A 17,052-nucleotide genomic window follows, 5' to 3' on the forward strand; every position below is an offset into this window, starting at 1 on the left:
TTTCCGGTGCAGCCGGTCAGAACAGTTAATATTTTGAATATAACCGGTTATTTTTTTTCGCATTTGGCATAATATTCCAGAAGCAAAGGTTTCTCGTACCCTAAAGTTACCGCTTTGTCTAAGCTTGCACAGGCTTCCTTCGGTTTTGCGGTTTCAAATAAAATCAAAGCTTTATTAACGTGGGCCTGGGCGAATTTCGGGTCAATAGCAATGGCTTTGTTTACATCTGCGAGAGCTTCCTTATTTTTTTTCAGTTTAAAATAAACATCTCCCCTTCCGCTGTACAGAAGCGATTCCGGTTTTTCTGAAATCAGCTGGTTATAATCTTTTAAAGCCCCTTCCAGGTCTCCGCTGTTCTTTTTGAGGTTTGCGAGTCCTGTCCTTGCATAAATATTATCAGGAGCAAAACTTAAAAGCTGGTTCAGGTCTTTTGCGGCAAGATCTTTTTTGCCTAAATTTTCATACACTTTAGCACGCGTCAGGTACATATCGGCGTTTTCAGGCTGTAATTTTATCCCCTGGTTCAGATAGTCCAGTGCGGCCTGTTTATTTCCTTTCTGTCCGTGGATGGAACCTAAATTGGCATATACGGCTGCAGACATTGGATTGGACTTGAGCGCAGACTCATAAGATTTAAAGGCAGACGTTGTTTTCCCCAGCCTGCGCTGTGCAGTTCCGAGGTAGTTGTAATATTCAGACTTGATCTGCTGGATTTTCTCGGTCTGTGCCAATGCGGAATACTGCTCTTCGGCGCATTTATAATCTGCTTTCTGGAAGCATTCTTCAGCAGTTTTTTTGTCCTGAGCGTAAAAGTTTAATGATAATAATGCTAAGGTAAGAAAGGATAAATGTTTTTTCATGAGGTTATCTTTTGTTTATTGATTACTTTTCTGGCGAGTGCACCAAAAATCACCCCCAATAAAGTTCCAACAAACGACCCCACCAAAATATCTATCGGGAAATGCACTCCTAAATATATCCGGCTGTATGATACTACTGCAGCCCACACAAATATAGCATAAGGAAACCATTTAAGGTTCTTTTTTAATAAAATAGTTAAGTAGCTGGCTAAAAAGAAGGTATTGGAGGCATGTGCAGAGTAAAAACCGAACTGCCCGCCGCACTTTACGATTCTCATGTGATGTTCCAGGGAAGGGTCATGACAGGGCCTCAGCCTCTCAATCCCGTGTTTGAAAACCCCGGCAAGCTGGTCTGAAACGGTTACGCCGATGGCTACGAACACCAGAATAAAAACAAGTGACCTTAATTGATAGTTTTTGAATAAAAAATAAAGAAAAATAGCATACAGCGGAACCCAGATCCAGGTACTGGAAATCAGCATCCAGAACTGATCAAATGAAGAGTCGCCCAGATTATTAAGAAATAAAAAGACCTTTTTGTCTTCCTGAATAATTTCCTCCATCTGACTTATCTGCTTACCGGTCCTTCGTAAGTTTCATCGTCGGCAGGCTTCGGCTGTACAGGCTCCTGAGGCTGTTCAGGCTCTCCTGAAACCGTACCTTTTTCAGTTTCCTTCATCGGATTGTAGTCTTTCGCCGCATCTTTCACCTTTTCGATTTCACGCTTGATCTCAGAAACAGGATTGTCTGTCTCTTTCATGATCTCCGTTTTGATATCTTCTACCGCGCCGCGCATTTTTCTTACACCTGAGCCTAAGTCACGTGCGATTTGAGGAAGTTTATCCGGACCGAATAATACAACGATTGCAACGGCAATGAGTGCCATTTCTCCTATGCTTAGTTCCATTTGGTAAAATTACGAAAGATTATACATATGCAATACAAATGTATTGTATTTTAAACAAATTTTAAGAAAGAATCAATTAAGATTAAAAATTCAACGGTTAAATTTTTCCGGAACGGTTAGCTGCACCTGAGATTATTATATTTCAAATACCCTATTGACTGCCGTTTCCGAAATCAATCCTGAATGGACAGGATACCAGGCTGATATTCCGGCAGTTTATTTTAAAGATCTTTTTTCAGATTCTTTTTCCGGAAATTAATATAGGTAATAATCACACTGGCTGCCATTAAGATAAAAGCCAGAAAGAAAGGGGCTCCTGAAAACTTGAACGGAGCATCTTCGTGCGTAAAAAAATAAAACAGGTTGGTCATCATCGGCGGACCAATTATGGCAGTGGCACTCATCAGGCTGGTTAATGCGCCCTGCAGCTCACCCTGCTCATTGGAAGGGACGCTTTTTGTAATTACTGACTGCAATGCCGGCCCGCAGATTCCTCCCAGGCAATACGGGATCAGGAAGACAAACATCATCCAGCCCTGGCTAGCAAAAGCAAACAGCAGCATACCGATGGCATACAGGGTCAATCCGTAATAGATGCTTTTCTGTTCGCCGAATTTCGGGGTCGTCCATCTGATCAGGACTCCCTGAACGAGCCCAACCAATAACCCTACGACACCCAGTGAAATCCCCACCATTCTTTCATCCCAGCTGAATTTATACATGGTGAAAAAGCTCCAGTTGCTCTGAACGGCATGCCCGGCAATATAAATCAAAATCAATGAAACAATCAGCCCGGAGATTTCAGGATGCTTTCCCAGGAATTTAAAGGATCCGACCGGATTGGCACGCTTCCAGTTGAATTCCCTTCTTTTTTCTTTATCCAGGCTTTCCGGAAGAATGAAATACCCGTACAGGAAGTTCAGCAGGCATAATACCGCCGCCGCATAAAAGGGAACCCGTGCTCCGTAATGCCCTAACAGTCCGCCCAGAACCGGCCCTATAATAAATCCAAGTCCAAATGCAGCCCCGATTAAACCAAAGTTCTTTGCCCGGTCTTCATCTGTAGAAATATCAGCAATGTAGGCACTTGCCGTTGTGACACTTGCCCCGGTAATCCCGGCAATAATCCTTCCCAGGAACAGCCATAAAATGGTAGGTGCCAAAGCGAGTAAAACATAGTCTATGGCAAACCCGAAAAGTGAAATCAGGATGATCGGCCGCCTTCCGTACTTATCACTCAGGTTGCCGACTACAGGAGAAAAGATAAACTGTGTAAATGCATATGCAAAGCCCAGCCAGCCGCCATATTTGGCCGCCTCACTTATATCGGCATGAATAAGTTCTTCAATCAGTTTCGGGACAACGGGAATAATGATTCCCCATCCTGTAATATCAATCAGCAGCGTGATAAATATGAAGCTCATTGCAGCTTTTTTCCTTGCGTTTTCCATAATGCTGCAAAAATACTCAAATCAGGAAAATAATAATAAAAAATATTGATAACCTACAGAAAATGATGGGTGTTGTGATTGAAGATTAAGCAGACTTAAAAATTTAATGAAACGTTTATCAAAAATTCAGGCATAAAAAAAGCCTTTCAAAACTGAAAGGCTTTCTCTTATTTATTGTAGTCACTTATTTTGAAGCAAGCACTTCTTTGCTGGTTGTAGATTTACCGTGTACTTCATCTTCTTTTCCTGTTTTAAGGAAATCGTATGCAATAGCAGACGCAATGAAGATGGATGAATAGGTACCGAAACCGATACCGATTAACATCGCAAACATAAATCCTCTCAGGTTATCTCCACCGAAAATGAAGATGGCCAGGATTACTAAGATGGTAGTAAATGAGGTGTTGAATGTTCTTCCCAACGTACTTGAAATAGAGTCATCAAATAATCCGGCAAGGGTTAAAGATTTTTTCTCTCTCAGGTACTCACGGATCCTGTCAAAGATAATTACCGTATCGTTAATTGAATATCCCAATACCGTTAAGATCGCAGCGATAAAATCCTGGTTGATCTCCATGTTGAACGGCATGAATTTGTGAAGCAGTGAATAAGCTCCCAGAATAATTACCGCATCATGGAACAATGCTGCCACAGCACCTAATGAGAACTGCCATTTTCTGAATCTTACCAGGATGTAGATAAAGATCCCCGCCAAAGCAGCAATTACCGCTAAAATACCGTGAGTCTGGATATCATCTGCCACGGTAGGACCTACTTTCTCAGAAGAAATAATTCCTGCGTGGTTCTTATCTGCAGATTTGAAATCTGCTAAAGTGGTCCTGGAAGGCAATTCTGATTTTAATCCTTCAAACAATTTCTGCTCGATGATCTGGTCAGCTTTCAAAGATTCGTCTTCAATAAGGTAATCCGTAGAGATTTTCAACTGATTGTCATTCCCGAACGTTTTTGCTTCAACGGAAGAGTTTTTACCGTCTTCAGTTTTGAACAGGGTTATTAATTTCCCTTCAATATCTTCAGCATTTACCGGCTTGTCAAATCGTACCACGTAGTTTCTACCTCCTGTAAAATCGATACCGTATCTGAATCCGTTGATTGCGATGGAAGCAATACAGATTACCGTTAAGATTGCTGAAACGATGTATGCATATTTTCTTTTTCCGATAAAATCAATCCATGTATTCCTGAACAGGTTTTTCGTTGCAGCAGTCCATACAGAAAGGTTTTTCCCTTTGTTCAGCCTTGAGAAGATCATTGCTCTTGAGATCAGTACAGACGTAAAGAATGTCATTAAGATACCGATTCCCAGTGTTAATGCAAAACCTTTGATAGGCCCTGTCCCGAAAAGGAAAAGTACACCTGCCGTTAATAACGTTGTTAAGTGACCATCCACAATGGCATTCAATGCATGTTTGAAACCGTCTTTGTAGGCTTCTAAAATACTTTTTCCGGCAAATAATTCTTCTTTGGTTCTTTCATAGATGATTACGTTCGTATCCACCGCCATGGCCATCGTCAGTACAATACCGGCAATACCAGGAAGGGTAAGCGTAGCATCCACAGAATCCATGATTCCGAAAATATAGAATAGGTTGATGATCATTGCGATTACCGCGTAAACACCCGCTCCACCGTAATAGAAAATGATATAAACGATGATTAATAAGAATGCAATACCGAATGAAATCATTCCGGCGTCGATAGATTCCTGCCCTAATGAAGGCCCTACTACAGTTGCCTGAACTACTTTTGCGCCTGCAGGCAGTTTACCGGCTCCTAAAACGTCTACCAGTTCTTTGGCTTCTTCCTGAGAGAAGTTACCTGAGATCTGCGTTCTTCCGTTCGGAATGGCGTTTACTACGTTCGGTGCAGTATATACCCTATCATCTAAGGTTACGGCAACCGGTTTTCCTACGTTTTTCTCCGTAAGGGTTTTCCATTCCTTAGCTCCTTTGGAATCCATCTGCATGTCTACCACCACTCTGCTCAGCTCATCATAGCTAATGTTAGCTGTTTCAACAGCACCGTCTACCGGAGCTTTCTGGTTGATGTTGCTTCTGATAGCATACAATACAAGGCTTTCGGCATCATTCGCTTCAGGCTTGTATCCCCACATAAACTGGGTATATTTAATATTGGCAGGACGTAAAGACTGTGCTACCTTACTGTTTAAGATTTTATTTACTGCCGCTGTATCAGAAAGTTTTACGTTGGCTACACCGTTGGTTCTTAATTTATCCAGATGTAAAAGGTTCATGAAGTTTGTTGTTTTGGCAACACCCATAGAATCACCTTTCGCAGCTACAACAGAGGTAAGGGTCTGGAAATACGGTGCCATTTCAGGAACCTGCTGTACTTCCCAGAACTGAAGTTTTGCAGAAGTCTGAAGCATTTTTTTCACCTTGTCGATGTCCTTCATACCCGGCATTTCCACAGAAATCCTTGCGGTTCCCGGTACTCTCTGAACGTTCGGCTGTACGGCTCCCATTTTATCGATCCTGGTACGGATAACTTCAAAAGCGGTTCCTACAGACGCGTCGATTTTTCTTTTGACAATGCTTTTCACCTGTTCGTCAGGCGTGTTGTATTTTACTTCAGTAAGTGTGGTGTTTCCGAAAAGTTCCGGGTCTGCCAGCTTAAGATTGGTGCCTTTTGCTTTATTTACCGCATCGAACTGGTCAAAGAAGTTATCAATGTAAGATCTTGTAGAATTCTTCTGTACTTCATCCGTTTTGTTCAAAGCCTCAATAAGGACCGGGTTGGTAGAATAATTGGTAAGATCGTTCACAAGATCTCTCTGGTTGATCTCCAAAAGAACGTTGATCCCGCCTTTCAGGTCAAGACCAAGTTTCATTTCCTTGTCTTTGGCTTTAGAATAATAGAGTTGGGTAAAGCCAAGATTAAGGGTATCCTCCTTCAATCGCTTGATCTCTTTCTCGTTTCCGTTTGCAGCTTCAATCTGCGATTCAATTTTGCTGGCGTACCAGGTTGGCAATAGCTCATTTAAGCAAATCAACCCTAGTACAATAGCAACAATTGTAATAAGTCCTTTTCCTTGCATTTTGTTATAACTACGTTAAATTAAGTCGGCAAATATAATCATTTTCTTGTATTTTATAAATTTTTAACAACAGAAATCGTTTATTTTCAGATATATCGGCAATCTTATTTTTATTTTAGATTTAATAATGTTTTTATGATATTATAATGGATTTTTCAATAGCTGATTGGTATGAAATTTTCATTCCTATTTAATACACTAAATATCAAAATATTATGAAAAAACTATTATTCTCTGCCTGCACCCTCTTTTTCACCCTCGGCAACGCACAAAGTATTAATTTACAGGAGTTTGCCACGGGGTTTACGGCCCCTGTTGAGATTGTTCATGCCAACGACAGCCGGATGTTCGTGGTTCAGCAGAACGGGATCATCAGAATTTTCCAGCCCAACGGAACCGTTAACGCAACCAATTTCCTGAATATCAGTTCCAAAATCACCTATGGCGGCGAAAGAGGACTTTTAGGACTCGCCTTCCATCCGCAATACCCTACGAACGGGTATTTTTTTGTGTATTACAATGACACCAGCGGAAATATCACGGTGGCGAGATACACCAGAAGCTCAGCCAATCCTGACACAGCTGATCCTTCTACGGAAAAAATCATCCTGAACCAGCCGAAACCTTTCGACAACCATAACGGCGGAAGTATTCATTTTGCGCCGGACGGCTATCTCTGGGTGGTAACCGGTGACGGCGGTAGCGGCGGCGACCCGAACAACAACGGGCAGAACAAAAACTCACTTTTGGGAAAATTGCTGAGGCTGGATATCAATTCTACGGGACCTTACAATATTCCTCCAGGAAACCCTTTCGTTGGTATTGACGGTGCGGATGAAATCTGGGCTTACGGATTGAGAAACGCGTGGAAATTTAATTTTGATACGGTTGCAGGAAACGTAATGATTGCCGATGTAGGCCAGGGCCAGATTGAAGAAATCAACAGAATGCCGCTTACCCAGGCCGGAATCAATTACGGATGGCGGTGCTACGAAGGAAATTCAGCGTATAATACTACCGGATGTGCGGCACAATCTACGATGACGTTCCCGGTGGCAGCCTATAACCACAGCGGAGGAAGATGTTCCATCACCGGAGGTTATGTTTACAGAGGCACCCAATTCCCTGCGTTACAGGGCAAATATATTTTTGCCGATTACTGCTCTACACAAATCGGGATTTTAAATACTGATGACTCCATTACCTGGACCTCAGCGTTTTCCGGAAACAATTTCTCTACTTTCGGGGTAAACAATCAGAATGAACTGTTCGTAGCGGCAGTGAACAGCGGCAGGATTTTCAGGGTAACCACCACCACGCTGGCTACTCAGGAAAATGACTTTTCCAACCCGATAAAAGTATATCCGAACCCGGCCTCGAAAAAAGTGTATGTGGAAGGGTTAAAAGATAAAAAATCAACGATAGAAATCATCAGCTTTGAGGGAAGAAAAATCATGGAATCGGCCGGCGTTAACAACGACAACAGCCTTGACATTTCGGGAATTCCGGCAGGAGCTTATTTTATCAATATCAATTCGGGAAATACAAAAACCTACAGCAAGAAATTAATTATCAAATAACAATTCAGCAAATTCTCATTTCAGATAGTTTTCAGAGTCTCAATCCTTTTGGATTGGGGCTTTTTTAATAAAGTACAGCATAATGAGCATCGGCAGGATCATTATTAACCTGATGGGCAGGGAAAACCTTTCAACCTGATCATCAAATAAAGAATTCGGAATCAGCGTGACCAAAGCAAATGAAACAGTAAAAACAGCAAGTTCAGTCAGAGATATATTTTCATATGGTTCCTGAATTTCTGTAGGTTTCGAGTTTAAAATCCCAAAACTGAGAAACATAATCATAAAAGGGAACGACCAGATCCTGTAGGTATCATACGCAACTGCATGAAGCAGCAGCGGTACAAATGAAACGATTATGAGTAAAGCAAATATCGGGAGGTTCTTCTGTAACCTGAATTCCTTAAAAATCATCCATAAAGAAAAAATCATAGGAATTCCATAGAAAACCGTGGCTTTTGAAATAAACAGCCGCTGAATAAAATGACCGTTCTGCTCTTTAAAGTAATAAATGAAACTCTTGGTATACGCAGAGGAAACAGAATCGGCCGCCTTGTGCGAAATAAAAGGGATATGGTTCAGATAGTTAAAGACTGTATTAAAATAATCCGCTCCGCTCATCTCCTGGTACATTGAAACGGCAAATGTTGTAAGCACCGGCAGGGATAAAAGCAACGCCAGCTTTTTCAATAGGTTTAAAGAAAAGAAAGATTTCACCGGGAATTGCCTGCACTCCGTAACAATCAGGGCAAAACAGCTGACCGGCAGCAACAGGAAAAATGAAATTTCATGAATAAAAATACCCACTGCCGCGACCACAGAGGCCAGGAAAATATTCCGTTTCTTAATTAAAAAGATACTCAAAACCGTCATCAGGAAAACGACATGATCCAGATACCCGATCAGATGTGCCGAAAAAACAATATACTGCGAAAGAAAAAAGATAAGGAAAAACAATATGCTGTAAAAACTGTTTTTCCTTGTACCTGTTTCTTTTACCGCGATCATAAAAATCAAAACATAGAGCAGAAAGAGTATTCCGGCTGACAGCACCAGAATGGTGAATTCATTTTTCTCAGAAAGCCACCCGAACAGTTCTCCGGCAAGCCCTCGTTTGACAAACCCAAACCTGTAATCCAGCATCCAGTGCGCCTCAGACCAGTCATTGGGCACCCGTATTGTTTTCAGGACACTGAATACCAGTGCATAAAAATACAGTAAGGTCAAGAGGGCTTTCCTGCTCATCATCCCAATCAGATCAGATCGTCATGGAGAAAATCCTGGTCTCCGGTTTATTCCTCATCATCCTGAGATCAAAAACCATCGCCACATTCCGGGTAAATGCCCTTCCCTTTTCTGTAATCTGGATATGGCTGTCATGAATTTCCACCAGCTCATCCCGCTCCATTTCCTTCAGCATTTCAAATGCGTGCTGGAGTTCGGGAAAAGAATTACCGGCATCAAAGGTTGTTTCAAGCTGACACATTAAATTTAAGATATGCCTTCTTACCACCAGGTCTTCTTCATTCAGGATATGACCTTTCACGACAGGAATTTCACCTGCTTCTACCATTTTCTGATATTCCTCAACGGTTTTTATATTCTGCGCAAAGGCATACCATGAGTCAGAAATGGCAGACATCCCAAGGCCTACCATCAGCTGGGTTTTGCTGGAAGTATAGCCCATGAAATTACGGTGCAGCTTTTTCTGAATCAGTGATTGATACAGGTCGTCATGCTCCAGGGAAAAATGGTCCATTCCCACTTCAATATATCCAAGCTCCTCCAGCAGTTTTTTTCCGTCTTCATACAGGCGGCGTTTTTCCTCACCGCTAGGAAGATCATTTTCATCAAAACCTCTCTGCCCTACTCCTTTTACCCATGGAACGTGTGCGTAAGAATAAAATGCCAGGCGGTCCGGTTTAAGTTCCATTGTCTTGCGGATGGTATTTTCCATCGCTTCCCAGGTCTGGTGCGGAAGCCCGAACACCAGGTCATGGCTGATGCCGCGGTATCCGATCTCTTTAGCCCATTCCGTTACTTCCTTTACTTTTTCAAAAGTCTGGATCCTGTTGATGGCTTTCTGTACTTTCGGGTCATAATCCTGCACACCGAAACTCACCCTTCTGAACCCAAGGCCATACAGTGTTTCCAGATGTTCCCTTGTGGTATTGTTCGGGTGGCCTTCAAAAGAAAATTCAGGTTCTTCTGCGATTTCCACCGTTTCGAAGATCCCTTCCAGTAAAGCTTTTAAATTTTGTGGTGAAAAGAAAGTGGGTGTTCCGCCTCCTAAATGCAGTTCTTTTAATTTCGGCTTTTCATTGAAAAGACGGAGATACAGCTGCCATTCTTTCAGTACGCTTTCCAGATACGGGATTTCAACACTGTGCTGTTTGGTAATCCTTTTATGACAGGCACAGAACGTACATAAAGCCTCGCAGAAAGGCAGGTGGATGTAAATAGAAATCCCCTCTTCTGCATTGCTCTCCCTGAATGACCGGATTACACTCTGCTTCCAAAGCTCCGGTGAAAAGGAACTTTCGTCCCAGTAAGGAACGGTAGGATAAGAGGTGTAACGCGGACCGGGAATATTATATTTATCTATTAAAGAATTCATTGTTGGTTTAAACTTTTTAAATGAACTTCAGGATAGAAATTCATTATGCAAAATTAAATATATCTTATGAATTTTGAATCATGAAATATATTAGGGTTTTTTTTCGAAATTTATAATGAGTCTAAATACTTCTTCGGCAACTTCTTCCCCATATCAATATAACCTTCGCTGTTGTAATGCCACGGATCATTGCCGTAGCCATAATTTCTGGTTGACCGCACAATGGCTGCACTTTTATCATTTTTAACGAATTTTTCCTGTGCATACTGAACAAGCTCCCCCGTTTTCCAGACTCTTCCGGAAGGGTCTTTCCCGGAATCTGAAATTTTCCCGATTACTACCGGAAGGTCATCCGTCAGTAAAGCGGCCCTCATCTGGTTCATTAATATTTTAAGGTGATCATCATAAGCATCTGCAATCTCTTCGGAATAGCTGGCATCGCCTTCACCCTGCATCCAGAGGATTCCCGAAGGAATGATGATGTCTTTGTTGCCATCTTTATCAATATCTGTTTCAGACAGGGCATTTTTCACTGTTTTTAAAAAATGATCATATTGGTTGAGTCCGTTGGTTCCGTAATAATCAGCATCCCAGCAGCCGAAATTTGCTTTTGCTGCACCGTCAATGGAAGTTCCTTCGCGGGCATATTTAATCAGTGCAATTTTATCATTGGGGAAAAGTTCTTTCATTTTTCCGGCAAAAGAAAGTTCCGGCCCAAACCGGTCTGAAAGTACATTTGTTTTCCCATCCGTTTTAAAGCCGGTTCCGTTGCCGGGCTTCAGGACGTCCCATTTGCCGGTTCCGCCGTTCAGATCTCCGTCCGGAACGGAATTCCCCTGAAAAATATAAACGTCTTTAAACGTTTTTAAATCACCCGGCAGGTCTTTATTGTAACCGAAACCGTTCATATTGGATTGTCCGGCCAGGATGAAAACCCTGATCTTCTGGGTGTAAAATAAGACGGGAATCAGTAAGAAGAAAAATATCTTTAAGTTTTTCATGAACAGAATTTAGTCAAAGGTAAAGCGAATAATATTTTAAATAAAGTCTTATAAAAAGATATATTCTATAGTAAGAATTCAGATACTGAATTGAATTATCTTCTGTCCAGCCAATGAGGTTCAGGAACGGATTCAAGAAAAACCCTCCACTCTTCTAAAATAGCCAGGAATTCTGTAACAGGCAACGTTATTTCAGTTCCACCTGTATTAAATATGGCAACAGGCGGATCCGGAGGATGGTTTCTTATTTCAACAGATTCCGAATCATGGTAGCCCCAGATCGTGTCATTTTTAAAATCAAAAGTATAATCCAGTGAATTAATTTCACCTCTGATATGTTCTGTAAGTTCTAATCCGTTCGGCTCCAGGAAGCTTGCAATTTCATGATTAAAAGCATTTCCGTTAATATTGCTGACACCAATACAAGGTCTTCTGGTAAAACCGGGCATTTCGGAAATATAAAAAGTTAAATTATATTTTTTTTGCTGTATTCATCATTTAAAACTTCAGTCTCATCACAGAAATCTTATCTTTTCCCGCAAAAACAACTGTATTTCCATCAACCCATTCACAGACGAAAAATCCTTTTTCATCAGAAATCTTTTTCCATGTCTTACCGAAGTCTGAAGAATAGCTGATATGACGGTCTCCTGCGGAAATAATTTCCCTGCCTCCGGAACCGGGTTTGATTTTTACACAGGTGGTATACCCTGCATTCTGCCCTGAAGCCTGTACCTGCCAGGTTTGCCCTGCGTCTTTTGTGGTGGCAATATTATTGACGTTTGCCTCTTGTTTTGTATAGTCCCCGCCAACTGCAATCCCGAACCGGTCATCTGAAAAATCAATGGAATAGATGCCCTGTGAAGATTCACCCTGGACAAAAGGAGTATTAAAAATTTCAAAATCATCTTTTTTAAGGTTTAACCTTAGAATTCTCGAAGCTTTTCCGCCGGTTGCAATCCACAGGTAGTTTTTCGTAGAAGCCATGTTGGTATTACTGGCTGCAAATGCCGCTTCCCCTTTGTTTAAGATAACCGTATTGTCATGCATGCCCCATTTTCCCTTTTTATATTCGGCCAGCTTCAGTTTGTTGTCGGTATTGGCATCACTGAAGGCAAATGCATGTTTCTTATTTACAAAATGCAGTGCATCATAAAAAGCCGTTTTGGCGGTATCTGAAAATACAATTTCAGCGGTCAGGTCTTTTTTACTGATTTTAAAAAATTCAGCAGGACTTTCAATATTGACGGCATAGAAAAAATTCTTATCCTGGGCCAGTGTCCGGAACTGCAGTTTCTTTTCGGATAGCAGAATCTGTTTGTGATTTTCAGGATCTTTCAAATCGACAAAGCCAAACTTAGAATCCGTGCCGCTGTACCAGATTTTGTTATCATACATTTCAATCGCACGAATACTTATTTTGTCAGTGAAGACGGTTTTCATGCTTTCGATATTCTGCGAAAACATGAAAGCCCCTAAGAATAAAAACAATGCGGGAAGGAATTTTCTCATATCATTCAAATTTAATCAAAAAAAATTCCGCACGAAGCGGAATTTAAATTTATTGTTTGTTGTCAATATCGATATCAACGTCTTGTAAAGGTTCCTGTTCAGCTTTGAACGTTTCTCCGTAACCACCGTTCTGCAGTTTTGAATTTCGCTTGCTGTAAAGAAAGTAAATAACAAACCCGATAGCCAGCCAGCCCAAAGAATACATCTGCGCTTCTTTGCTCAGGTTGAAAATTAAATACACATTAATGGTAATTCCCAGACAGGCAATTAACGGCAATGCGGGAACTTTAAAACTTCTTACTAAGTTTGGTTCTTTTACTCTTAAAACCCATACCGCAACACAAACCATAGTGAATGCGAATAAAGTTCCGAAACTTGTCATGTGTGCCAGGTCATTGATAGGCGTAAGTGACGCTACTATCGCAATCACCGATCCTAATATCATTAAGTTCTTTCTTGGAACTCCGGAGGTAGCATTTACTTTTGAAAAGGTAGCAGGAATAAGTCCGTCTTTAGACATTCCCAGGAAAATCCTGGACTGCCCCATGATCATTACCATCAAAACTGAAATCAAACCGATGGTTGCTGCAATCGTGATGATATAACCGGCCCAGGCCTGCCCTGCAATATCGAATGCATAAGCAACCGGAGCTTTTATAGCGTCAGGATATTTACCCAACGGATTAAAATCACTGTAATGCATCATCCCCGTAAGCACGAGAGATACCAGTATGTATAAAACTGTACAGATGATTAATGAAGTAATAATGGCAAAAGGAACATCTTTTTTAGGGTTGATTGCCTCACCGGCCTGTGTAGATACGGCATCAAATCCTACGTACGCGAAGAAAATCGCAGAAGCACCGGCAACAATACCGGCAACGCCGTATGCTTTATGAGGGACCCCGTTTTCTGTAATTGTTGTTGCTTCAGGGATAAAAGGCGTCCAGTTGGACGTGTCTATAAAAAACAGACCTGCAATAATGACAAATATAATCGCAGAAACTTTTAAAATTACAATAAAATTATTGGCTTTTGCAGCACCTTTGGTTCCTCTCAGTAAAATCCAGATTACAAATAAAACGATTAATAATGCCGGTAAATTCAAGAAAAGCTTAAAATCCATTAATTCAGGAGCCGCATTGAAATTACTGATGGTGTCCTGGAAACCCTGCAGCTTATCTGCAGGCAAATTTCCTTCAGCGAGCTGTTTTGTTGCCTCTCCGAAAGCTTTGTGAGCCGTACCGGGATCTGTAGTCATCCAATAAGGCAGATGCAGACCGAACATTTTTAGGAGTTTTGCAAAATACCCGGACCAGGAAACGGCAACCGTCATAGATCCCATGGCGTATTCCAAAATCAGTCCCCACCCGATTATCCATGCAAAAATTTCTCCTACCGTTCCGTAAGCATAAGCATAGGCAGAACCTTCAACGGGAAGTATTGATGCAAATTCAGCATAACATAAAGCAGCAAATACACAGGCAATTCCGGCAATTACAAAAGACAGAGCCAAAGCAGGTCCTGCATTATAATAGGCACCGGTACCTGTAAGTACGAAAATTCCTCCTCCTATAATAGCTCCAATTCCTATTGCAGTAAGACTCCATTTTCCCAAAACACGTTTCAGTTCACTTTTCTGTATATCAGCCTCGTAAGCACTCATTGGCTTTTTAGCCCAAATTTTCGACATATTTTATTTGTTTAGTAAAGATTTACGAAAATATAAAAAAAATAGAAACTTTAACGTTTATTAATAAATTTAAAACAATATTTGTACATAAAAAATTTTAAAATTCTGATTTACACTTTATTTAAACCATTTTCAGGGGCGTGATTTTTTGTTTATTTTTGACCTCATGAATTTATATGATCTCTTCATAAAACCTTATGAAACCTACACTCCCTTACAGATATTTTCAGAAGCCTTTGCCACCGTTTTCGGGATCCTGAGCGTTTATTTTTCAATTAAAAAAAACATCTGGGTTTATCCTACGGGAATTATCTCTACCCTGCTTTATGTTTATATTCTTTTTGATTTCGGATTGCTGGGCGACTGTATGATCAATGTTTACTATACGGTAATGAGCATTTACGGCTGGATGCTGTGGGCCGGAAGCTCGAAAGACCACATCCATGTGGAAGTTTCACGGGCCACTGAAAAAGAATGGCGCTACGGGATTTTACTTTTTGCCTTAAGTTTCATCTTAGTAACTGCAGTATATTATTTCAAGCCTTATATTGATAACGGATTTTCAATGGCCGGTGCAGATTTGGGACTCTATCACCTGGACTGGGCGAACTGGCTGGACGTTATGACCACTTCCGTTTTCCTGGTGGGAATGTGGTTTATGGCCAAACGCCGTATTGAAAACTGGATCTTCTGGATCATCGGGGATTTCATCTGCATCCCGATGATGATTTATAAAGGTTTAGGAATCACTTCGGTTCAATATTTGGTATTTACTGTAATGGCAATCCTGGGATATGCCACATGGAAAAAAAGTTTAAAAAAAATGTATTAAAGTCATGAAAAATTTATTAAAAATAGCATTCAGCGTAATCACCATATCAAGTTTAACTTCTTGTGCAGTGTATTCTGATCCTGCGGTAAGCGGGTACGGAGACCCGTATTATGATAACGGATCTTATTATGCCCCTCAGGGATATTACGGAAACGGAGGATATTGGGGAAATGACGGATATTATTACAGAAATGATGTCAATTACTATTATGACAACGGCATTCCTTATTATTATCAGAATTACGACAATTCCAGAAGGAAAGTATATGTAGACAGAAGATCTACTGCGTCCGGACAGGGAGCCACCACTTCACAACGGCCTAATAACGGTTTCAGAGGCGGCGTGAAAGACGGACCTACCAATAATGGCAGTTCCAACACCGGGTTCAGACAAAACAACAGGCAGAACAGCAGCCAGAGACAGAACAGCGGATTCAGGAACCAGCAGCAGAGCACCCCGAGAACCCAGAACAACAGCGGCGGATTCAGGAATAACTCTTCTACGAATTCCAATACCAACACAAACAGCGGCGGGTTCAGAAACAGTTCAGGGACCACTACCACGCAGCAGAACTCTTCTTCCCAGCAGAATACCACCCGTAATACAAACAGCGGCGGGTTCAGATAAAAACGGTTATAAATAAGTAAACGGACAGCTGACACTGTTCGTTTTTGTTTTAATTATAGTAATTTTGCACGTTCAGTTTTAAGACAGATATGATATCAGAAAATATAGAATTTTATAAGTACCAGGGCACAGGAAATGATTTTGTCATGATAGACAACCGCGACCTTCAGTTCCCTAAAAACAGGGAAATTATCGAGAAATTGTGTGACCGGAGGTTCGGGATTGGTGCAGACGGACTGATCCTGCTGGAAAATGATCCTTCGTACGATTTTAAGATGGTGTATTATAATGCCGACGGCGGAGAAAGCACGATGTGCGGAAACGGCGGAAGGTGCCTGGTCGCATTTGCTTTCTTTCTTGATATTTTTGAAAACCGATGCCGGTTTATCGCGATTGACGGCGAACATGAGGCGGAGATCCATAACGGGATTGTCAAGTTAAAAATGATTGATGTTGATACCATCTCCATGGAAGGCGAAGCTGCCGTTATGAATACGGGTTCTCCCCATTATGTAAAATATGTAGAGGATCTGGCTAACTACAATGTTTTTGCAGAAGGACATGGCATCAGGAACTCTGAAAACCATAAGGAAAATGGCATCAATGTCAACTTTATGGAAAAAATAACCGATGATGAAATTTTCGTAAGGACCTATGAACGTGGCGTTGAAGATGAAACCTACAGCTGCGGGACGGGAGTTACGGCTTCGGCTTTAACTTTTCTGCAAAAAGGCCATCTAACCTCAGTAAAAGTAAAAACCCTGGGGGGCAGCCTTAAAGTGTATGCTGAAAAAAACGGGGATTCTTTCACCAATATCTGGCTGGAGGGCCCGGCAAAGCAGGTTTTTAAAGGAAAAATCAACCTTATTTAATTAATAACTTTAATCATAGT

At 41.3% G+C, this 17,052-nt stretch carries 15 protein-coding genes; 4 read left to right on the forward strand and 11 right to left on the reverse strand.

Going from position 1 to position 17,052, the window contains the following annotated elements; translation table 11 throughout:
• Positions 1-47: 47 nt before the first annotated feature.
• The 5 genes from ASE55_RS02335 to secD all read right to left on the reverse strand — a co-directional run bounded on the left by ASE55_RS02335 (position 48) and on the right by secD (position 6,297).
• Complete coding sequence (locus tag ASE55_RS02335; RefSeq protein WP_056215007.1) at positions 48-860, reverse strand: tetratricopeptide repeat protein; 813 nt, start codon at positions 858-860, stop codon at positions 48-50.
• Positions 857-1,423 carry a phosphatase PAP2 family protein gene (locus ASE55_RS02340; protein WP_056215009.1) on the reverse strand — a complete coding sequence of 189 codons (567 nt, stop codon included), beginning with the start codon at positions 1,421-1,423 and terminating at the stop codon, positions 857-859. Before ASE55_RS02340 ends, ASE55_RS02335 begins: the two co-directional genes overlap by 4 nt.
• 5 nt (positions 1,424-1,428) lie before the next feature.
• Entirely contained in the window at positions 1,429-1,767 is a 339-nt protein-coding gene (locus ASE55_RS02345; RefSeq protein WP_056215012.1) for a twin-arginine translocase TatA/TatE family subunit, read from the reverse strand.
• Positions 1,768-1,988: 221 nt separating this feature from the next.
• Positions 1,989-3,218 (reverse strand): TCR/Tet family MFS transporter, encoded by a 1,230-nt coding sequence (locus tag ASE55_RS02350; RefSeq protein WP_056215015.1) that lies wholly within the window; start codon positions 3,216-3,218, stop codon positions 1,989-1,991.
• A 184-nt stretch (positions 3,219-3,402) separates the two neighbouring features.
• Entirely contained in the window at positions 3,403-6,297 is a 2,895-nt protein-coding gene (secD, locus tag ASE55_RS02355; RefSeq protein ID WP_056215017.1) for a protein translocase subunit SecD, read from the reverse strand.
• 215 nt (positions 6,298-6,512) lie between these two features.
• On the opposite strand from secD, the gene ASE55_RS02360 reads away from it, so the two are divergent.
• Positions 6,513-7,877 carry a PQQ-dependent sugar dehydrogenase gene (locus ASE55_RS02360; protein ID WP_056215020.1) on the forward strand — a complete coding sequence of 455 codons (1,365 nt, stop codon included), beginning with the start codon at positions 6,513-6,515 and terminating at the stop codon, positions 7,875-7,877.
• A 39-nt stretch (positions 7,878-7,916) separates the two neighbouring features.
• Here the strand turns inward: ASE55_RS02360 and ASE55_RS02365 are convergent, their stop codons facing one another.
• The 6 genes from ASE55_RS02365 to ASE55_RS02390 form a co-directional block, all read right to left on the reverse strand.
• A complete protein-coding gene (locus tag ASE55_RS02365) occupies positions 7,917-9,125 on the reverse strand; it encodes a hypothetical protein (protein WP_128414478.1) in 1,209 nt (402 codons plus the stop codon).
• A gap of 10 nt (positions 9,126-9,135) precedes the next feature.
• Positions 9,136-10,494, reverse strand: coding sequence for an oxygen-independent coproporphyrinogen III oxidase (gene hemN / locus ASE55_RS02370; RefSeq protein ID WP_056215025.1), 1,359 nt, complete (start codon positions 10,492-10,494; stop codon positions 9,136-9,138).
• A gap of 110 nt (positions 10,495-10,604) precedes the next feature.
• Positions 10,605-11,495 (reverse strand): sialate O-acetylesterase, encoded by an 891-nt coding sequence (locus ASE55_RS02375; protein WP_056215028.1) that lies wholly within the window; start codon positions 11,493-11,495, stop codon positions 10,605-10,607.
• Between the two features lie 95 nt (positions 11,496-11,590).
• The gene (locus tag ASE55_RS02380; RefSeq protein ID WP_056215030.1) at positions 11,591-11,944 is read right to left on the reverse strand and encodes a hypothetical protein; all 354 of its coding nucleotides are present in this window, start codon (positions 11,942-11,944) and stop codon (positions 11,591-11,593) included.
• A 49-nt stretch (positions 11,945-11,993) separates the two neighbouring features.
• Positions 11,994-13,007, reverse strand: coding sequence for a WD40/YVTN/BNR-like repeat-containing protein (locus ASE55_RS02385; RefSeq protein ID WP_056215033.1), 1,014 nt, complete (start codon positions 13,005-13,007; stop codon positions 11,994-11,996).
• A 49-nt stretch (positions 13,008-13,056) separates the two neighbouring features.
• Entirely contained in the window at positions 13,057-14,700 is a 1,644-nt protein-coding gene (locus ASE55_RS02390) for an APC family permease (RefSeq protein ID WP_056215036.1), read from the reverse strand.
• A gap of 166 nt (positions 14,701-14,866) precedes the next feature.
• On the opposite strand from ASE55_RS02390, the gene pnuC reads away from it, so the two are divergent.
• The 3 genes from pnuC to dapF all read left to right on the forward strand — a co-directional run bounded on the left by pnuC (position 14,867) and on the right by dapF (position 17,032).
• The gene (gene pnuC / locus ASE55_RS02395) at positions 14,867-15,532 is read left to right on the forward strand and encodes a nicotinamide riboside transporter PnuC (protein WP_056215039.1); all 666 of its coding nucleotides are present in this window, start codon (positions 14,867-14,869) and stop codon (positions 15,530-15,532) included.
• 4 nt (positions 15,533-15,536) lie between these two features.
• Positions 15,537-16,160, forward strand: coding sequence for a hypothetical protein (locus ASE55_RS02400; protein ID WP_056215042.1), 624 nt, complete (start codon positions 15,537-15,539; stop codon positions 16,158-16,160).
• An 89-nt stretch (positions 16,161-16,249) separates the two neighbouring features.
• The gene (gene dapF / locus ASE55_RS02405) at positions 16,250-17,032 is read left to right on the forward strand and encodes a diaminopimelate epimerase (RefSeq protein ID WP_056215044.1); all 783 of its coding nucleotides are present in this window, start codon (positions 16,250-16,252) and stop codon (positions 17,030-17,032) included.
• The last annotated feature ends 20 nt before the right edge of the window (positions 17,033-17,052 follow it).

The sequence above is a fragment of the Chryseobacterium sp. Leaf201 genome (genome assembly GCF_001421435.1).
Taxonomy (GTDB): domain Bacteria; phylum Bacteroidota; class Bacteroidia; order Flavobacteriales; family Weeksellaceae; genus Chryseobacterium.